Raw genomic sequence first — 18808 nt, 5'->3', positions numbered from 1 at the left:
CCGGAGGCGATTACGGTCGCATTCCCCTGCGGAGGACGACGACCAGCCGCTCGATGACGTCCGGCCGGGCGGCCCCGAGGTCGATCAGGATGACTCCGGTGGCTTTGGCCGAGAGCCAGTCGATACCGAGGGAGGGCAGTTTGACCTCGGCGGCGCGCAGGACGGCCTGGAGGTCGTCGAGGATGTCGGCCGCGACGCGACGGTCCTCGGCCGTGACCTTGTCGATCATGCTGCTCATGAGGCATCGCGCTCTTCGCTGTTCGCGATCCAACGCGCTTCGGTGTCCCACTCCACGCCACCTCCGACGGGCCGGAGGAAGGCCAGCCCGTGCTGCCACCCCATGAAGACGGCCCAGCGCCCGGAGCGGACGTCGTAGACCCGCTCGCCGACAACGGTCGGCCGGTAGGGCTCGGACGGCGGCGCCACCCGTCGCACGGGCGGCGCCGCCGGGACGATGGCGCCACTGCCCATCCGCGCCTCGGGAACGGAATCGCCGCACTGCGGGCACCGACAGGGCGGAAAGTTCCGCCGCAGGACGATGCTTTCGCCGGATTGAACGTTCGTCATATCCACGGAATAACTCCTCTCTGTTGCTAACTCCTCACCAAGAGTGGCCAATCGCGGCTAGCATCGGAAGAGCTTCACTTTGACAGCGAGCACTGTGGAAATGGGTGGTTGCCATGCCTCAGCGGGAAGTAGACCCGACCGCATCTCCGAACGCAGCCATCGGCGTTCAGCTCCGGCGCTTCCGCAAGGCGAGAGGGCTCACTCAGATCGAGCTCGGGCGGCGGACCAACTACAGCGATTCGCTCATCTCCATGATCGAGAACGGAGACCGTCCCGCGCCGCTGAACCTCGTCCGGCGATGCGACAAGGAACTCGACACCTGCGAGGCGCTTGAGCTCCTGTACTGGAGCGCGAAGAACAGCACTCTGATCGGTGGATTCGTCTCCTACACCGAGCACGAAGCCAAGGCCACCGCCTTCAAGATCTTCGAGCTGAACGTCATCCCGGGACTGCTCCAGACGCGGGGCTACGCATCGGCGCTCATCAACGCCGCAGCCCAACGAGGTGAGATCCCCGAGGACAAAGCCATCGAACGCCTGAATGTCCGCATGGCGCGGCAGGCCTTGCTGTACCGCGAACCGTCTCCCTCCATCCACATCGTCCTGGACGAGAGCTGCCTGCGAACCGTTGGCGGCCCCTTCGTCATGGCCGAGCAGCTTCGCCGACTTGAGAGCGTGGCCGGCCTTCCGCACGTCATGCTGCAGATCGCGCCGTCCACTCTTGGCGAAGCCCTCCCGGCGACCATGCCGTTCACCCTGCTGACCAGCACGGACAAGAAGTGGATGGCCTACCTCGAAACCATCCAACGGGGCTACGTCGAGCGCGAGGACGAGGACAAGATCCGCTCCCTCGTAGAGACTTACCATTGGCTCCAGGCCCAAGCCCTCTCATGCGAAAACTCGTTGGCCCTCATCCGCACCCGTCTCAAGGAGTTCCACGCCATGTTCCCCATCGCGACGGTCAAGCCCACCTCCTGGCTGAAGTCCTCGTACAGCAACGGCGGCGGCCAATGCATCGAGGTCGCACCCGGGCTCCCCGGCATCCTCCCCGTCCGCGACAGCAAGGACCCCGAGGGCCCTCGACTCGCCTTCGGCGCCGACGCCTGGCGGTCCTTCATCACCGGCGTCAAGTCCGGCGACTTCGGCACTGTCTGAGATCCAGGCCGCCGGGGTGGCGTCGTCGTTGCGCAGGTGGAAAGCCTGGCCGCCAGGACAGTCGGCCGGTTCCGCGAGGTCTTGGCCCCTTCTCTTCGAACCCTGCTCGATATACCGTACATAACGCTTGTTACGTACCGGGCAGGTCAGCGTAGCGAAGCACCTCGCATCCACCACCCTCACCTGGAGAGTCTGCTGTGACCGAACCCGCCGAGACCATCAAGTACCGCAAGAACGGCCTCACCCGCGGCGTCACGGACGAGCTCGCCGAGAACATGAAGCAGGGCTGGGCCGACACCGAGCGCCTCGCCCTGGAGCCGATCCCGCAGGCCGCGCACACCGCCCGCCGCCGCGCCGAGCTGTCCGCGGCCTTCCCCGGCGAGCGCCTGGTGGTCCCGTCCGGCAACCCGAAGGTGCGGGCCAACGACACCGACTACCCGTTCCGCCCGTCCTCCGACTACGTCTACCTGACCGGCGACCAGTCCCAGGACGCCGTGCTGGTCCTGGAGCCGACCGGCGACACCGGCCACCGGGCCGTGCTCTACCTGCGCGACCGCTCCCGGACCGACAACGGCGAGTTCTGGCTGGACAACCACGGCGAGCTGTGGGACGGCCGCCGCAACAGCCTGACCGAGAACGAGCAGCTGCTCGGCCTGCCCTGCCGGGACGTCCGCACCGTCCGGGCGGACCTGGGCGCCGCCACCGGCCCGGTGCGCGTGCTGCGCCGCCACGACGTGGGCGTGGAGCAGTCCCTCCAGGGCCGGGCCGTCGCCGAGCGGGACGCGGAGTTCGAGGTCTTCCTGTCCGGCCAGCGCCTGGTCAAGGACGAGTTCGAGATCGCCGAGCTGCGCTTCGCCTGCGAGGCCACCGCCCGCGGCTTCGAGGACGTGGTGCGGATCCTCGGCACCGACACCGAGACCCCCGAGCGGCTGATCGAGGGCACCTTCTTCGTCCGCGCCCGGATCGAGGGCAACGACATCGGCTACGGCAGCATCGCCGCGGCCGGCCCGCACGCCACCACCCTGCACTGGGTGCGCAACAACGGCCACGCCAAGCCCGGCGACCTCCTGCTGCTCGACGCCGGCGTGGAGACCAACCGCCTGTACACCGCCGACGTCACCCGCACCCTCCCGGTCAGCGGCCGCTTCACCGACCTGCAACGCAAGGTCTACGACGCGGTGTTCGCGGCGCAGGAGGCCGGCATCGCCGCGGTGAAGCCCGGCGCCGACTTCCGCGACTTCCACCACGCCGCCCAGCGCGAGCTCGCCGAACACCTCACCTCCTGGGGCCTGTTCGGCGACCTCACCGCCGACAAGGTGTACGAGCTGGGCCTGCACCGCCGCTTCACCCTGGCCGGCACCGGCCACATGCTCGGCCTCGACGTCCACGACTGCGCCCACTCGCGCACCGAGGAGCACGTCGACGGCCCGCTGAAGCCGGGCATGGTGCTCACCGTCGAGCCGGGCATCTACTTCCAGGAGAACGACCTGACGGTGCCCGAGGAGTACCACGGCATCGGCGTCCGGATCGAGGATGACATCCTGGTCACCGAGGACGGCAACGAGAACCTCTCGGCCGCCCTCCCCCGCACCTCCACCGAGGTCGAGGCCTGGCTCGCCGAACTGCGCGGCTGAGCCGCGACACCGCTGTGGGGGCCCCCGGGACGCCCCGGGGGCCGCCCCGAGCCGCGACATAAAATTAACCCCCGCCCGGCCCCCCCCCCGGGAGGCGGCGACGACGTCCTCGGGCTGGCGGGCGGTGAAGCAGAGGCGGAAGAAGCCGGGTGCCGGGTTGTGCATGGTGCCGCCGGGCAGCAGGGTGACCTCGGTGGGCTCGGCCATGAGGTACCTGAACAGCCGCTCCTCCTTCGGGTCGAGTCCGCTCGACCGGGCGAGCGGCAGCCCGGCCACCTCCTCGTGACCGTGGACGGGGTGCTTGCCGAGGTACTTGGTGAGGTCGAGCCAGAAGAACTGGGCGGCGTTGTCGCCGGGCCGGTGCACGTAGTCGATCCTGGCGGCGTCCAGGGCGGCCTTGACCTTGTCGAAACTCGTCTTGAGCAGCGTGCGGTACTCCCGCATCGCGTAGGTGGTGTAGAGCTCGCCGCCCGGGCCGTTGGCGGAGGCGCTCAGCAGGTCCTGGATGACGTAGGTCTTCAGCGAGTCGAAGGGGCTGAACCAGGGCAGCGGGTGGGTGGGCTCGGCCGGGTCGTTGTTGCCGAGCATGGTGTTGCGCACGGCGGGGTTCCGGGAGATCACGAAGCCGGTACGGAAGCCGGACAGGCCGAAGTCCTTGGCGAAGCCCCAGACCACGTGGATCCGGTCGGGCTGCTCCCGGTACGCTTTCAGGGCCAGCGCGCTGGTGAACTTCGTTGTGCTGCTGTCGAGTTGGGAGTGACAGTAGATCTCGTCCGAGATGATGTGCAGGTCGGTGTCCGTGAGCGCCCACCCGTAGATCTCGTCCAGCAGGGCCCGCGAGTAGTTCACGCCCAGCGGGTTGTGCGGGTTGGTGAGGACGAGCAGGCGCGGCGTGCGGCCGGCCGCCTTCCGGTCCTCGTAGGCCTTCTTGAGCAGGGGCAGAGTGAGCCGGTACCGGTCCTCCCCCGTGGTCGGCAGGTTCACCGGGACGCACTTGAGCCTGGGCCGCTCCTGGAAGGACCAGTTGAAGCCCTGCCAGTACGGCGCGGGGATCAGCACCTCGTCGCCGTCCTTGAGCGGCGGGCCGACCGGGTCGGCGCCCTTGAGCGCGAAGGCGATGCACTCCAGCGCGGAGGAGACCCCGGCCACGCCGAACACGTCGCCCTCGTCGACCTCGGCGCCGAGCGCCAGGGTGAGCAGCTTGGCGACCGGTCGGCGCACCTCCAAGGTCCCGGCCGAGTCGATGTACTGGATGTACCGCTCGGGGATCAGCTGGATGTTGTCGAAGACCTTCTTCTTCATCGAGTGGTGGTAGAGCAGGACGTTCTCGGCGACGGACAGGTTGACCGCCTTGGGGGACGCCACGTGCTGGTGGAAGTAGGCGAGGGCCTGTTCCAGGTCGGGCATCCGGGTGAGCAGTTCGGCAGCCGTCTCGGGGGAGGCGAGGGTGCGGGTGTCGTCGATCATGGCAGTCCTTGTCCGGGCTTCGCGGGGTGGGCTGGGTGGCGTGCCGGAACATGGTCGTTCGCACACGCATCGGCCCCAGCGGACCACGCTCCGGGCACGGCCGCCAGCGCTCGGCGCCCGTCCGGACGGGGGCGGGGTCAGGCGGTCAGCGGCTTGACCCAGCGGCTCCACTGCGGTTCGGGGCGGTAGCCGGCGGCCTCCCAGGTGCGGTGGCCGAGGGCGTTGTCGTCCAGCACCATGGCGTCCGCGCGGCGGCCGCCGAGCGCGGCGAAGCGCTCCTCGGCGGCGGCGAGCAGGGCGGCGCCGATGCCCCGGCGGCGGTGGTCGGGGTCGACGGCGAGCCGGTAGAGGTGGCAGCGCCAGCCGTCCCAGCCGGCGATCACGGTGCCGAGGACGGCGGCCGGGTCGCCCGCCGGGGTCGCGACGATCAGGCACTCCGGGTCCTGGGCGAGCAGCGCGGCCACGCCCGGGGCGTCGTCCGTGATGCTGGCGCCCTTCGCCGCCCTGGCCCAGAGGGCGAGCAGGGCGGGGATCTCGTCGGGGGTGGCGGTCCGCAGGGCGATCTCGTCGGTCATGGCGGCCTGTCTAGCAGGCGGTTCCGCCCGGCGGCCGGGAATTCCGCAGCCTGGACGGACGGGCCGTCAGCCCAGCCGCCACACCGTGGTGGTCTTGACGGCGGTGTCCTCCAGGTCGGCGACGACCGGCACCTGGTAGGCGGCGAGCGCGGTGAACCGCTCCCGGGGCAGGTAGGCCCGGCCGGGGTCGCCGACGATGACGGTGGCGCCGCGCGCGGCGGCCCGTTCCAGGAAGGGCAGGAAACGGGCGGCCATGGCCCGTTCGTAGAAGACGTCACCGGCGAGCACCACGTCGGCCGGGGCGCCGTCGCCGTCCACCAGGTCCACCAGGGCGGCCTCCACGCGCACGCCGTTGGCCTCGGCGTTGAGGCCGATGGCGGCCACCGCGTAGGCGTCGATCTCGGCGGCGCGCACGGACGCGGCGCCGCTCAGCGCGGCCGCGACGGCGACCACCCCGCCCCCGGCGGCCACGTCGAGCACCGCCCGCCCGGCCACCAGCTCGGGGTGGTCCAGCACGTGGCGGGCGACGGCCACCCCGCCCGCCCAGGCGAACGCCCAGAACGGCGGCGGCAGTCCGACCTCCCCTCGCGCCCGCTCGGTGGTCTCCCACAGGGTGATCGCGTCCTCGGCCATGTGCAGGCCGACCTCGGGGACGAACGGGACGGGCTTCAGCTCGGTCTCGCGCCGGATGAAGGCGAGGTCGGCCTCCGACTGATGGGTCTCCGGTTGATCGGCCTCCGACGGGCGGCTCTCCGGTTGATCGGCCTCCGGCTTGAGAGTGCGCAGCTCACTCGGCATCTCCGCAGCATAGGGCCCGCGCGGGGGTGCTCACGCCCGCCCGGCCGCCGTCCGGACGCGCCGGGCGAGCGAGCCGGCGCCCGCCGCGGCTACTGGAGGCCAGCCGCGGAGCAGGCGGCGACATAGTCCGGCGTGCAGATCTGGGCGACGGTGAAGAGGCCGTCGGCGACCACGGTGGCCTTGACGTTGTCCTTGGTGAGCGCGACCGGGGCGATCAGGCCGGTCGGCACCTTGTCGCTGCTGCCGCTGGTCACCGTGGTCGGCACGAGGGCGCCGCCGATTTCCTGGCCGTAGGCCAGGTCGACGGCCAGCTGCGCGGCCACGTCGGCCTCCGACTTGAGGGGCTTGTAGACCGACATGGCCTGGGTGCCTGCCAGGATCCTCTGCACGCCGTCGAGTTGGAAGTCCTGGCCGGTCAGCGGGACACTCAGGCCGGACGCCTCGGAATCGGACGCGTTGGATCCGACCGCGCTGGGTACGGCAGCGCTGGGGTCGGCCGCGCTGGGATCGGCCGCGTTGGGGTCGGCCGCGTTGGGGTCAGTGGGCGAGCCGTTGGTCGTGATCGTCTCGCCGACGTCCGCCGTGCCGCCTACCACCGCCGCCGCGGCCTGGCTCCGCAGTTCGCCGACCTTGCGGTTGTCGAAGGACACGTAGGCGTCGACCGGGCCCTGGGCGAGGCGGTCGTAGGCGACCACCCTGACGCCCGCGTCGTGCGCCTTCTGGATCGACGCCTGGATCGACTCGGCGTCCACCGCGTCCAGGATCAGTACCTTGGCGCCCTTCTTCACGGCGGCGTCGATCTGGGTCTGCTGGACGGCGGCGTCCTGGCCGGCGTTGTAGTAGTCGATCTGCGCGTCCGGCGCCAGCTCCTTGATCTTCTTCTCGATCAGCGGCCGGTCGAACTGCTCGTAGCGAGTCGTCCTGGCCTCCGGCAGCAGCAGGGCTATCCGCCCGGCTCCCCTCCCGGCCGCGGCCGGGAGGGGAGCCGGGCCGCCGCCGGAGCCGCCGCTGGACGACTGCGACGCGCTGTCGCAGGACGCCGCGCCCAGGCCGAGGGAAATCGCTGCGGTCACCGCGAGGACGCGGCGCAGCCCGATGCTCATGAGGATGCCTTTCCGATTGGTTGGGTCCACCCCTCTTTCGTTCGAGTCTGGGAACCTTCGGCCGCGACCACGATCCCGGTGCGCCGAATGGGTCTCAAGCCACCGTCGGCGGGTGTCCGTCAAAAGGCGTCCGCGAGGCGGAGGCTGGCGGGACGGCAGGCCCCGGGGCGGGGGCCAGTGGGGCGGGGGCCGACGGGACGGCGGCCAACGGGAGGGTCGCCGTGAGCCGGGCCCCGGACGGCGTCGGGGTGACGGCCAGGGTGCCACCGTGGTGGCGGGCGATGTCGCGGGCGATCGGCAGGCCCAGGCCGCTGCCGCCCTCGTCGCGGCTGCGGGCGTCGTCGAGGCGGGTGAAGCGTTCGAAGACGCGCTCACGGTCGGCGGGCGGGATGCCCGGGCCATCGTCCTCGACGTCCAGGACGGCCAGGCCCCGGGCGCGGTCGGCGGCGAGCCGGACGTGGACGGCGCCCGCCGCGTGCCGGTCGGCGTTGTCGAGCAGGTTGGTGAGCAGCCGGCCGAGCCAGAGCGGGATGCCTTCGACGGCCACCACGGGGGCCAGGTCGGTGGTGCGCCGGTGCGGGCCGGCCGGGCGGCCGAGCACGGTGGCGGCGACCAGCCCGGTGAGGTCGATCCGCTGCCGGGGCCGGTCCTCGGCGCCGCCGCCCGCGTCGAGCCGGGCGAGCAGCAGCAGGTCGGTGGCGAGGCTCTGCAGCCGGTCGGTGTCCTGGAGCGCGCCGTGCACCAGTTCGGCCCGGACGGCCGGGTCGGGGTGGGTGTCGGCGACCTCCAACTGGGTGCGCAGCACCGCGAGCGGGCTGCGCAGTTCGTGCGAGGCGTCGGCGATGAACTGCCGCTGGCGCCGTCCGGAGGCCTCCAGCCGGTCGAGCATCGCGTTCATGGTGGCGGCCAGGCGGGCGATCTCGTCGGCGGTTCCGGGCTCGGGGACGCGCCGGTGCAGGTCCCGCCCGGTGATCGCGTCGACCTCGGCGCGGATGGCCTCCACCGGCCGTAGCGCGTGCCCGGTCACCCTCCAGGTGACGACCACGCCGATGAGCAGCAGCAGCGGGCAGGCGACGGCGAGCGCGGCCTGGGTGGTGTCGAGGGCCTCGTCGGCGGCGCGCAGCGAGGCGCCCGCGTAGACGGTGACCGGCCCGCCCGGGGTGTCGGCGGTGACGGCGGTGAGCCGCTGGCGGTGGTGGTCGTACAGCGGGTCGACGTCGTCGGTGGTGCGCGAGCCGGTGCGGTGGGCGGCGGTGAGGGCGGTCCGGCCGGCCAGGTTGGGGCTGGCGGCGAGGACGGTGCCATGGGCGTCGACGGCCTGGAGGAAGTCGGTGCCGTGGCCGGCGTGCAGGACGGGCGTCAGCCGCCCCTGTACGGCGAGTTGGGCGACGGACTCGGCCTGCTGCCGGGTGGCGGAGGCGGCGGAGGCGACCAGGTCGGCGTGCAGGGCGGTCAGCAGGCCGGCGCCGGCCAGGGCCAGGGCCGCGGCGAGCACCGTACCGGCGGCGGCGGTGGCCCGGGCGCGCACGGACCGGGGGACGAAGCGGCGCAGCGGGCGCGGGAGCCCGGGGCGGCGCGGCGGGGTGAGGAGGCGGCGCGGGCACAGGCGCGGGCGCATCTCAGCCGCCGTCGGGGGCGAGCCGGTAGCCGGCGCCGCGCATGGTCTGGAGGGCGGCGCGGCCGAACGGGGCGTCGATCTTGCGCCGCAGGGCGTGGATGTGGACCTCGACGATGCTCGGGTCGGCGTCGTGGTCGGCGTCCCAGACGTGGTCGAGGATCTCCCGCTTGGAGACCACCGTCCCGGCGCGTGCGGCCAGGTACTCCAGGATTGCGAACTCACGGGCGGTCAGCTGGGTGGGGTGGCCGGCCCGGACGCAGGTGCGGGCGTTGGCGTCGAGGACCAGGTCGCCGAGGGTGTGCAGGCGCGGGCGCCGCTGGTCGACCCGGCGGTGCAGGGCGCGCAGCCGGGCGAGCAGCACGACGAAGGAGAACGGCTTGGACAGGTAGTCGTCGGCGCCGGTGTCCAGGGCCTCCGCCTCGTCCCATTCGCCGTCCTTGGCGGTGAGCATCAGGATCCCGGCCCGGCAGCCGCTCGCGCGCAGCCGGGCGCAGACCCGGTAGCCGTTGAGGCCGGGCAGCATGATGTCGAGGACGATCACGTCGTAGGGGTGGCGGTCGGCGAGGGCGAGGCCTTCGGGCCCGTTGTGGGCGGTGTCGACGGTGTGGCCGTCGGCCTCCAGGCCGCGGCGCAGCGCGGTGGCCATCCGGCGTTCGTCCTCGACGACGAGTATGTGCATCCGTTCAGGGTGCCAGGTGGTTCCGCGCGGTCCGTCGGCGGCTTAAGCGGGGGTTCAGGAACGGTCCGCCATGATCGCCGGGCGCGCCCGGGGGGATCCGGGCGCGCTGAGCAGCCAAGGCAAGGAGAACGCCCGATGAGCGATGCCACGTCGTCCACCACCCCGCTCCCGGAGAACCCGGAAGGCCCGGCGGACCCGGCGGGCCCGGAGCAGGCTTCGCAGCCGCAGTCGAAGCGGCCCCGGGCGGCGCGGCTGCGCGGTTGGGCGGGCGGACGGGAGCGCCGGATCGCCGCCGGGGTGGCCGCCGTCGCGCTGATCGGCGCGGGCGGGCTGGTGGCGCTGGCGGTCGCGCACGAGGAGCACGGGCGCGGGGACCACCGCGGGCTGAGCCGGGCCGAGGGCGGCTCGTCCGACGAGCACGGTGGCCGCAACGGCGGCCGCAACGCGCACGACGGGACCGCCGGGAGCGACGGGACCGACGGGACCGCCAGGAGCGCCGGGAGCGCCGGGAGCGCCGGGAGCGACCGAGGCGAGGGACACGCCAAGCGCGGCCGGACCGCCCCCGCCCCGCTCCCCTCCCTCGCCGCCTCGACCGCGCTGGAGAAGGCGCAGGGCGCCGTCCCCGGCGGGCGGGCCGAGTCGCTGCGGCGCGTCGCCCAGCAGGGCGGCTCCGCCGCCTGGGCCGTGGTGGTCGTGGGCCCGGACGGCGTGCGTCACCTGGTGACCGTGGACGGCGCCAGCGGTGAGCTGACCGGGAACACGGTCGTCGACGGGTCCGGGCGCTGACGTGGCCCGGCACACGACGACGATCCGGCACGCGACGACGGCCCGGGCCGCGACGATGACCCGGGTCGCGGCCCGCCCGGACGCCCTGGCCGGGGGCACCCCTGCCGAGGGAGGCCCGGCGGGGGCGAGCAAGGTCCCGGCGGTGGACGGCTGGTTCTGGCTGGTGAAGGTGCTGACCACCGGTATGGGCGAGACCCTGTCGGACTTCCTGGCGCACACCGTCGGCCCGGTGCCGGCGGTTGCGGCGGCCGGGCTGTTGCTCGCCGTGGCGCTGCTGGTCCAGCTGCGGCTGCGCCGCTGCGTGCCCGGGGTGTACTGGGCGGTGGTGGTGCTGGTCAGCGTGTTCGGCACGATGGTCGCCGATGTCGCGCACGTCGCGCTGGGCGTGCCGTACGCGGTGTCGGCGGGCGGGCTGGCGGTGGCGCTGGCCGCGCTGTTCGTGCTCTGGCACCGGGTGGAGGGCTCGCTGGCGATCGACCGGGTGACCGGGCTGCGCCGGGAGCTGTTCTACTGGGCCGCGGTGCTGCTGACCTTCGCCCTGGGCACGGCGCTGGGCGATCTGACGGCGGCCACGCTGCGCGCCGGGTACCTGCTGGCCGGTCTGGGCTTCGCCGTGCTGATCGCTGTCCCGGCGGTGGCGGCGCGGGCCCGCTGGGTGGGCCCGGTGGCCGGGTTCTGGTGGGCGTACGTGCTGACCCGGCCGCTGGGTGCCTCGTTCGCGGACTGGCTGGGCGTGGGCGCCGACCGGGGCGGCCTCGGGCTGGGCACCGGCCCGGTGAGCCTGGCACTGGCGGTGCTGATGGTGGCCGCCCTCGGCCTGGCGGCCCGGGCGCGCCGGCGGCGGAGGGCGGCTGGACGCTCCGCCGCCTGACCGTCTACATTGTTGTAGACGCTGGAGGCGTAGGGCATCACCCCCCGGACAGCCCTACGCCTCCGGCCTCGCAGGCCCCACGCCCCCGGGCCCCACGCTCACCCAGGCCCCAGGACTGCGGGCCCCCTCCGGCCTCACCCCCGCTCGTCGACCACCCGCCGGATCTTCCCGACCGAGCGCTCCAGCGCGTACGGCTCCACCACCTCGACCGCGACCGTGACGCCCACCCCGTCCTTCACCGCCCGGACGATCGCCTCCCGCGCCGCCGCCCGCTGCTCGGCCGGGGCGTCCGGCCTCGCCTCGACCCGGACGGTCATGTGGTCCAGCCGCCCCTGCCGGGTGAGCCGCAGCTGGAAGTGCGGCGCGACGCCCGGGGTCCGCAGCAGCACCTCCTCGATCTGGGTCGGGAAGACGTTCACCCCGCGCAGGATGATCATGTCGTCGCTGCGCCCGGTGACCTTCTCCATCCGCCGGAAGGCCGGCCGCGCGGTGCCGGGCAGCAGCCGGCTGAGGTCGCGGGTGCGGTAGCGGATGACCGGCAGCGCCTCCTTGGTGAGCGAGGTGAAGACCAGTTCGCCGCCCTCGCCGTCGGGCAGCACCTGGTCGGTGAACGGGTCCACGATCTCCGGGTAGAAGTGGTCCTCCCAGATGTGCAGCCCGTCCTTGGTCTCCACGCACTCCTGCGCCACGCCGGGGCCGACCACCTCGGAGAGGCCGTAGATGTCGACGGCGTGCAGGTCGAGCCGGTCCTCGATCTCGCGCCGCATTTCCTCCGTCCACGGCTCGGCGCCGAAGATGCCGATGCGCAGCGAGGTGCTGCGCGGGTCGACGCCCTGCTTCTCGAACTCGTCGAGCAGGGTGAGCAGGTAGGAGGGGGTGACCATGATGATCTCGGGACGGAAGTCCTGGATCAGCTGCACCTGCCGGGCCGTCATGCCGCCGGAGGCCGGGATGACGGTGCAGCCGGCCCGCTCGGCGCCGTAGTGCGCGCCCAGCCCGCCGGTGAACAGCCCGTAGCCGTACGCGATGTGCACCTTGTGCCCGGGCCTGCCGCCGGCCGCGCGGATCGACCGGGCGACCACGTCGGCCCACATCGACAGGTCGTGCTCGGTGTAGCCGACGACGGCCGGGCGCCCGGTGGTGCCGCTGGAGGCGTGGATCCGGCGGACCTGCTCCATCGGGACGGCGAACATGCCGAACGGGTAGCCCTCGCGCAAGTCGGCCTTGGTGGTGAAGGGGAAGCGGGCGAGGTCGGCCAGGGTGCGGCAGTCCTCGGGGCCGACGCCGGCCGCGTCGAACTTGCGGCGGTACAGCTCGACGTTGTCGTACGCGTGGCGCAGGGTGGCCCGGAGGCGGGTGAGCTGGTGGGCGCGCAGCTCGTCGACGCCCATCCGCTCGCCGGCGTCCAGCAGCGCGGGCGGGATCGGCTCACCCAGGCGCCGGGCGGGCTTTTCGCCACGGCCGGGCTCTTCACCGCAGGCGGGCTCTTCGCCGTACGGGCTCGGGGCGGGTGCGCTGCCGGTCATCGTCGCTCCTCCGCAGGTCGGCCGGGACGGGTGCGCCGACCGATCGTTCGGTCAGGACGACCCGCACGCCAAGTAACCCAGCGCCCGTACCGGCTGTCAAGGGGTCGCACACCGGATCCGGAATGCGAAGTTCCGACCGCTTCGGGTGGAGATCGGGCACCCACCTTGGCTGGCCGATATGAAAATCATTACAGAAGTTTGACCCGTGCACGGCATCACCCGGCCCGACCGCGTGGTTCAGTAGTGCGGTTTCTCCCCCGCACCCCGGAGTGATCACCGTGCCCACGACTCCCGCCCTGGTCAGCGCGCTGCGCGAACTCGGCGACCGACCCGCCGTCGTCGCCGACGGGCGCGCGATCAGCGGCATAGGCCTGCTGCTCGGCGTCTCCCCGCCGGGCGGCCTGCCCCGGGCCCTCGCCCAGCGCGTCGCCGCCCACGCCGCGCTGCCGCCCTCCGCCGCCCGCACCGCCGAACAGCGGCTGCGGCACTGGGCAGGCGTCCTCGGCCCGCCGCCCATCCGGCACACCGTGCTCCACCCCGCCACCGACCTCGCCGTCGAACTCGCCCTCGCCACCCTGCTCGCCGGCGGCACCGTCCACTGCGGCGACCCCCGGCAGGACCCCGAGCAGCAGCTCGTCGACCTCGCCGCCAGCGCCACCACCCACCTCAGCCTCCCCTCCACCCTGCTGTGGCGCCTCAGCCGCCGCCCCGACCTCGCCGACCACGACCTCGGCGCCCTGCGGCTCGTCCTGCACGTCGGCCCCGAACCCCGGCAGGACGACGTGTACGCCGCCGTCGACGCGCTCGGCGCCGTCCTCGCCCACGTCCGCGCCCCGCACAGCCACGCCGAAGCCGCCGACCGGCGACTGCGCACCGCCGCCGACGCCGCCGACGCCATCGCCTGGAAACACGCCATAGGCGTCACCGCCGAACAGGTCCAGGCCTTCGGCACCCACCTCGACCACGCCGTCCTGTCCGCACTGCTGCTGACCCTCCAGCAGAGCGGCGTCCTCACCGACCCCGGGCGCGGACACACCGAGGCCGAGATCCTCGCCGCCGCCCTCGTCACCCCCGCCCAGCGGCCCCGGGTCGGCCGCTGGCTCGACGCACTCACCCGACACGGCCTGATCACCCGGCACGACGACGTCCACTACGGCCGACCCGAACTCACCGCGGCCGAGGTCCGGGAGGCCTGGCGGCCCGCCGTCGAGACCTGGAACGACGGGCTCGGCCCGGTCGCCGCCCTGGACCGGATCCGGCGCGGCGCACTACGGCTGCCCCGGCTGATCACCGGCGAGGAGGCACCCCGCCCGGCCGCCGCCCCGATCCGCTGGACGGCCGCCCGCGGCTACCTCGGCGCCGCCCTCGGCGCGCTGGTCCGCGGCCTCGCCGAAACCCACGACGGGCCTCAGCCGCTGCGCATCCTCGAACTCGGCCAGGACGACGCCGACTCCACCGTCACCCGGGCCCTCGCCACCCGGCCCCGCCCCGGCGCCGACCACCACCAGCTGCCCGACGGCGGCCGCTACCACCTCGTCGTCGCCACCGTGACCGGCCACCCGGACACCGCCGTCCCGGAGCTGGTCGACCTGCTCGCGCCCGGCGGGCAGCTGCTGCTGCTCGCACCCACCGGCGAACAGCTCGACCTGCTGATCACGGGGAACGCCGAGGCCGGCGCCGACTCCCCGGCCTCCCCTGCCTCCCATGCCGCCGCGGTCTCCGCCGCCCCCGCCTTCCCCGCCTTCCCGGCGCTCCCCGCCGAGCGCTGGCGGGCCGCCCTCACCGCCGCCGGCTGCCCGACCGTCCTCGCGCTGCCCGAGGACGGGCACCCGATGAGACTGCTCGGGCAGCGGCTGTTCGCGGCGCGGATGCCCTGAGCCGCCGCTACCATCGGGCCGTGCCCGACTCCCCCGTGCAGTTCCTGCGGCGCTTGCCGCCCTTGCGCCCCTTCCAGCCCCAGCGGCGGCCGCGGTCGCTCCGGTCCAAGGCCTCCCTGGCCTCCTTGTCATCCCTGGCCTCCGTCTGCTCCATCGCCTCCCGCTCCTCGATCGCCTCCGTCGGGTCCGTCGGCTCGGTGCTGTCGATCGGCTCGGCCGGCTCCGTCCTCTCGATCGGGTCGGCCGGCAGCGTCCTCTCGGTCGGGTCCGCCGGCAGCGTCCTGTCCCTCGGGACGGCCGGCTCCGTGCTCAGCGCCCTGTCGGCCGGCTCCCGGCTGAGCCTCGGCTCGCTGCTCTCCGCCCGTTCCCGCTGGTCGGTACGGTCCCGGCGGCCCGGCGGCGGGCGGCCCGTGGCCGGGCCGTGAAGCCCGGGTCGTGCACCACCACCCGATGCGTACCATTTCGATACCGAAGCCTGGATGAGCTGCAAGGATTCTCGCCCACCGGGCCCACCCCCGGGTAGGCTCCGCTTGTCCTCCGGCCCTGGCGCAGGCGGCCCCGCGCCGCCGTGCCGCGTTCCGGGGGTGTCACACCCCCCGCGGGCCATTCGGTGGGCACCGCGCACTCGACACCGCGCGCCAGGGCAGTCGCGCGAACGGCGAAGGGCATCGCATTGGCGGATCGGCTCACCGGAGGAGACTCCTCGCTGCTGCGGCGGATCAACGCGGCGGTCACGCTTCGGGCGCTGCGGACCGGCCACTCCGTGACCCTCACTCAGCTCGTCGGCGAGACCGGGCTCTCCCGCCCGACCGTCGAGGGCGTCATCGAGGGTCTGGTCGAAACCGGGCTGGTCGCCGAGGTCGACCAGCCCAAGGAGGACGGCCAGCCCGGCACCGGCCGGCGCGGCCGACCGGCCCGCTGGTTCCGCTTCCGCGCCGAGGCCGGGCACATCCTCGGCATCGAGGTCGGCGTGCACGACATCCGCGTCATCCTCGCCGACCTCACCGGCGAGGTGGTGGGCAGTCACTTCAAGCCGGTCGACGAGACCCTGGACGCCGAGGACCGGCTCGCCGCCGTCCGCACCGCCGTCGCCGAGGTCCTGCGCAAGGCCGGCATCTCCCGCGACAACCTCTGGGCCGTCGGCATCGGCACCCCCGGCATCGTCGACCGCGACGGCACCATCCAACTCGGCACCGCCATGCCCGGCTGGACCGGTCTCGACCTCGGCGCCCGGCTGCGGCGCTCCTTCCGCTGCCCCGTCCTGATCGAGAACGACGCCAACCTCGCCGCCATCGCCGAACACTGGCAGGGCGCGGCGGTCGGCGCCGGCGACGTCGTCTTCGTCATGGCCGGCCTCAGCCCCGGCGCCGGCTCCCTCATCAACGGCAGGCTGCACCGCGGCCACGGCGGGGCGGCCGGCGAGATCGGCGCCCTTCACCTGCTCGGCCAGGAGGTCACCCCCGAGCGCCTCCTCTCCACCACCGGCAAGCCGCTCAACCCGCTCGACGAGGCCGCCGTCGCCCGCGTCCTGCGGCTCGCGCGGGAGGGCGACGAGGTGGCGAAGGTCGCCATGGACCGCTTCCTCACCCGCCTGGTCCAGGGCGTCGCCGCGCTCGTCCTGGCCATCGACCCGCAGCTCGTCGTGATCGGCGGCTGGGCGGCCGGCCTCGACGGCGTCCTGGAACCGCTGCGCGAGCGCCTCGCCCAGTTCACCCTCCGCGCCCCCGAGGTGGCGCTCGCCGCGCTCGGCTCCGAGGTCGTGGCGATGGGCGCGCTGCGCGTCGCCCTCGACCACGTCGAGGACCAGCTGTTCGCCGTCGACCCGCCGACCACCGGCAACGGCCGCGCCTGACGGGCCCGGACCTCAGCCCGGGACCGGTCCCGGGCTGAGGTCCGAACTCAGCTCCGCCCGGACAAATCCGCCCGCACAACGACCGAGGCCCGGACGCCGGTCGGGCGTCCAGGCCTCGGCCTGAGGGTGTCGGAAAAGTGGTTCAGGAGGCGGTGCGGACCTCGGCCGCAGCGCCGACCGGGGTGACCTCGACCAGCCCGGTCGAGCCGAAGGTCAGCTTGCAGGTGTCGGCCCGGTAGGTGGCGACGGCGAGCGCCACCAGGCGGCCGGCCGACGCGTACTGGGTGGTCATCACCAGCACCGGCGAGCCGGGCGGGCGCTCCAGCAGGGCGCCCTCGGCGGCCTCGGCGACACCCAGCTCGACCGCGCGGGACTCGCCGTCCACCTCCAGCCGCTCCAGCTGGCGCAGCACCGAGCGGGCCCGGTCGCTCTCGGCCCGGAAGCCGGGCAGGTGCGGCAGCGCGGCGGCCGGGACGTGCAGCGACTCGGTGGCCACCGCCCGGCCCTCCACCAGGCGAACCCGGCGGACGGTGTGCACGGTGGCGCCCTCGGCGATGCCGAGGCCCTTGGCCAGCTGCGCCGGGGCGGGGGCGGTGGTGCAGTCGACCGTCCGCCACGCGTGGTTGCGGCCGGCGCCGGGCCAGCCCTCCTCCTGCCGGTTGACCGGGACGCCGACCCGCGGGGCGGCGATCAGGGTGCCGATCCCCCGGCGGCGCACCAGGCGGCCCTCCAGCTCCAGCTGGTCGAGGGCCTGCCGCAGGGTCGCCCGGGCGACCCCGAAGCGGGCGGAGAGCTCGCGCTCGTTGGGCAGGACCTGGCCGGTGGAGAACTCCGAGTCGATGGCCCGCAGCAGCACCGTGCGCAGGTGCCAGTACTTCGGTTCCGGCACCGCCGAAAGCTGTCCAGTCGTCCCCACCGTGTCCTCCACCCTGCTTGTCCACCCTGCGGTAAGGAGGTCGGATCCCGAGCCCGCTGTCCGCGGATGCGGCAGGTGGGAGAGCGGGCTTTTATCCGTCCTTCTTTATTAAAGGTCTTTGCAGTAAGCGACCCTAGGGGCATCGTCCGGAGATGGTCAAGACCAATGGCGCGGCTTGGTGCGACTGTCGCACACATTCATGCCGCGTTCACGTCATCCCACAGCCGGTGCGCGTCACGCTTCGGCGCAGGCCCCGGCACTCGGTAGGCTGCCCGAGTGATCGTGGTGACGAGTGTGAACGTGAACGGAATCCGGGCGGCAGCCAAGAAGGGCTTCGTCGAGTGGCTGGCCGGCACCGAGGCGGACGTGGTCTGCCTCCAGGAGGTGCGCTCCGAGCCGGAGCAACTGCCCGTCGAACTGCGCGACCTCGACGGCTGGAACGCGGTCTGGGCCCCCTCCGTCGCCAAGGGCCGGGCCGGCGTCGCCGTCCTGTCCCGCCAGGAGCCGCAGCGGACCGTCATCGGATTCGGGTCCGAGGAGTTCGACAACACGGGCAGGTACGTCGAGATCGACCTGCCGGGGCTGACCGTCGCCAGCCTCTACCTCCCCTCCGGCGAGGTCGGCACCGAACGCCAGGACGAGAAGGAACGCTTCATGGCGGAATTCCTCGTCCACCTCACCGCCCTCCGCACCCGCGCCGCCGCCGACGGCCGCGAGGTCGTCGTCTGCGGCGACTGGAACATCGCCCACCGCCCCGAAGACCTCAAGAACTGGAAGGCCAACCAGAAGTCCGCCGGCTTCCTCCCCGAAGAACGCGCCTGGCTCTCCCGCGTCTACGACGAAGCCGGCTACGTCGACGTCGTCCGCACCCTCCACCCCGACCGCACCGGCCCCTACTCCTGGTGGTCCTACCGCGGCCGCGCCTTCGACAACGACTCCGGCTGGCGCATCGACCTCCAGGTCGCCACCCCGGGCCTCGCCGCCAAGGCCGTCGAGGCCTACGTCGAGCGGGCCGCCACCCACACCGAGCGCTGGTCCGACCACGCACCGGTCACGGCAGTGTTCGATCTGAACAACTAGGCAGCAGAAACTGGTAGTTCGACAGAATCAAGAGGCGGCCCCGACGCGGGGCATTCCACACGTCAGGGCTTCCTCTCGGTAGCAAATACGCCAGCGGCGAAGGAAGTCGCACGGCACTCCCGGAGTGGATTTTGGCCGCAACGGCCAGCGCGGATCCGCGGCGACCGGCCGAACCGGCACGGCCCCCGCTCGTACCCGGGCCCGGCTGACCGGCGGCAGCCGGCCCTTCGCGCTCCAGGCTGGCGACCCTTGTCGCCCGCCCGGTCGGCGGCACCGAGCGGGCGGAGGGCAAGGGTCGCCCTGTC

Annotated in this window: 17 protein-coding genes and 1 pseudogene; 8 read left to right on the top strand and 10 right to left on the bottom strand. The window is 73.3% G+C overall.

Features of this window, described 5'->3' with window-relative positions:
- Nucleotides 1–10: 10 nt before the first annotated feature.
- Together ACFVHI_RS31855 and ACFVHI_RS31850 are read right to left on the bottom strand one after the other, a co-directional pair.
- Nucleotides 11–238 (bottom strand): hypothetical protein, encoded by a 228-nt coding sequence (locus ACFVHI_RS31855; protein WP_380345195.1) that lies wholly within the window; start codon nt 236–238, stop codon nt 11–13.
- Nucleotides 235–573, bottom strand: coding sequence for a hypothetical protein (locus tag ACFVHI_RS31850; protein ID WP_380345193.1), 339 nt, complete (start codon nt 571–573; stop codon nt 235–237). The genes ACFVHI_RS31855 and ACFVHI_RS31850 overlap by 4 nt, the downstream gene beginning before the upstream one ends.
- 107 nt (nt 574–680) lie before the next feature.
- Between ACFVHI_RS31850 and ACFVHI_RS31845 the strand changes: the two genes are divergently transcribed.
- Both ACFVHI_RS31845 and ACFVHI_RS31840 read left to right on the top strand, forming a co-directional pair.
- On the top strand, nt 681–1721 hold the full coding sequence (locus ACFVHI_RS31845; RefSeq protein ID WP_380345191.1) for a Scr1 family TA system antitoxin-like transcriptional regulator: 1041 nt from the start codon (nt 681–683) through the stop codon (nt 1719–1721).
- A gap of 197 nt (nt 1722–1918) precedes the next feature.
- Nucleotides 1919–3355 carry an aminopeptidase P family protein gene (locus ACFVHI_RS31840; RefSeq protein WP_380345189.1) on the top strand — a complete coding sequence of 479 codons (1437 nt, stop codon included), beginning with the start codon at nt 1919–1921 and terminating at the stop codon, nt 3353–3355.
- A gap of 168 nt (nt 3356–3523) precedes the next feature.
- Here ACFVHI_RS31840 and ACFVHI_RS31835 read toward each other — a convergent pair.
- The 6 genes and pseudogenes from ACFVHI_RS31835 to ACFVHI_RS31810 all read right to left on the bottom strand — a co-directional run.
- Nucleotides 3524–4657: pseudogene (locus ACFVHI_RS31835) on the bottom strand (pyridoxal phosphate-dependent aminotransferase); the annotation flags it as partial.
- 302 nt (nt 4658–4959) lie between these two features.
- On the bottom strand, nt 4960–5397 hold the full coding sequence (locus ACFVHI_RS31830; protein ID WP_380345187.1) for a GNAT family N-acetyltransferase: 438 nt from the start codon (nt 5395–5397) through the stop codon (nt 4960–4962).
- Nucleotides 5398–5463: 66 nt separating this feature from the next.
- Complete coding sequence (locus ACFVHI_RS31825) at nt 5464–6195, bottom strand: class I SAM-dependent methyltransferase (protein WP_380345185.1); 732 nt, start codon at nt 6193–6195, stop codon at nt 5464–5466.
- A gap of 89 nt (nt 6196–6284) precedes the next feature.
- A complete protein-coding gene (locus ACFVHI_RS31820; RefSeq protein ID WP_380345183.1) occupies nt 6285–7298 on the bottom strand; it encodes a substrate-binding domain-containing protein in 1014 nt (337 codons plus the stop codon).
- 94 nt (nt 7299–7392) lie between these two features.
- A complete protein-coding gene (locus tag ACFVHI_RS31815; RefSeq protein WP_380345181.1) occupies nt 7393–8916 on the bottom strand; it encodes an ATP-binding protein in 1524 nt (507 codons plus the stop codon).
- A gap of 1 nt (nt 8917) precedes the next feature.
- Entirely contained in the window at nt 8918–9595 is a 678-nt protein-coding gene (locus ACFVHI_RS31810) for a response regulator transcription factor (RefSeq protein WP_063346253.1), read from the bottom strand.
- 135 nt (nt 9596–9730) lie between these two features.
- Here ACFVHI_RS31810 and ACFVHI_RS31805 point away from each other — a divergent pair, with 135 nt between their 5' ends.
- Nucleotides 9731–10381: a hypothetical protein gene (locus ACFVHI_RS31805; RefSeq protein WP_380345179.1), complete on the top strand. Its 651-nt coding sequence runs from the start codon at nt 9731–9733 to the stop codon at nt 10379–10381.
- Nucleotide 10382: 1 nt separating this feature from the next.
- Nucleotides 10383–11252, top strand: coding sequence for a hypothetical protein (locus tag ACFVHI_RS31800; protein ID WP_380345177.1), 870 nt, complete (start codon nt 10383–10385; stop codon nt 11250–11252).
- A 134-nt stretch (nt 11253–11386) separates the two neighbouring features.
- On the opposite strand, the gene paaK is transcribed toward ACFVHI_RS31800, so the two are convergent.
- Complete coding sequence (paaK, locus tag ACFVHI_RS31795; RefSeq protein WP_363376567.1) at nt 11387–12643, bottom strand: phenylacetate--CoA ligase PaaK; 1257 nt, start codon at nt 12641–12643, stop codon at nt 11387–11389.
- Nucleotides 12644–13056: 413 nt separating this feature from the next.
- Between paaK and ACFVHI_RS31790 the strand changes: the two genes are divergently transcribed.
- The 3 genes from ACFVHI_RS31790 (at nt 13057) to ACFVHI_RS31780 (ending at nt 16507) form a co-directional block, all read left to right on the top strand.
- Nucleotides 13057–14655, top strand: a complete 1599-nt coding sequence (locus tag ACFVHI_RS31790) for a hypothetical protein (protein WP_380345175.1) — start codon at nt 13057–13059, stop codon at nt 14653–14655.
- Nucleotides 14656–14675: 20 nt separating this feature from the next.
- The gene (locus ACFVHI_RS31785) at nt 14676–15080 is read left to right on the top strand and encodes a hypothetical protein (protein ID WP_380345173.1); all 405 of its coding nucleotides are present in this window, start codon (nt 14676–14678) and stop codon (nt 15078–15080) included.
- 248 nt (nt 15081–15328) lie between these two features.
- Nucleotides 15329–16507 (top strand): ROK family protein, encoded by a 1179-nt coding sequence (locus tag ACFVHI_RS31780; RefSeq protein ID WP_063346257.1) that lies wholly within the window; start codon nt 15329–15331, stop codon nt 16505–16507.
- A gap of 142 nt (nt 16508–16649) precedes the next feature.
- Here the strand turns inward: ACFVHI_RS31780 and ACFVHI_RS31775 are convergent, their stop codons facing one another.
- Entirely contained in the window at nt 16650–17423 is a 774-nt protein-coding gene (locus tag ACFVHI_RS31775) for a GntR family transcriptional regulator (RefSeq protein ID WP_380345170.1), read from the bottom strand.
- A 285-nt stretch (nt 17424–17708) separates the two neighbouring features.
- On the opposite strand from ACFVHI_RS31775, the gene ACFVHI_RS31770 reads away from it, so the two are divergent.
- Nucleotides 17709–18503 (top strand): exodeoxyribonuclease III, encoded by a 795-nt coding sequence (locus ACFVHI_RS31770; protein WP_380345219.1) that lies wholly within the window; start codon nt 17709–17711, stop codon nt 18501–18503.
- Nucleotides 18504–18808: the final 305 nt, after the last annotated feature.

Source organism: Kitasatospora sp. NPDC127121 (assembly GCF_042677305.1).
Taxonomy (GTDB): domain Bacteria; phylum Actinomycetota; class Actinomycetes; order Streptomycetales; family Streptomycetaceae; genus Kitasatospora.
This window is presented reverse-complemented; position numbering and strand designations above follow the sequence as displayed.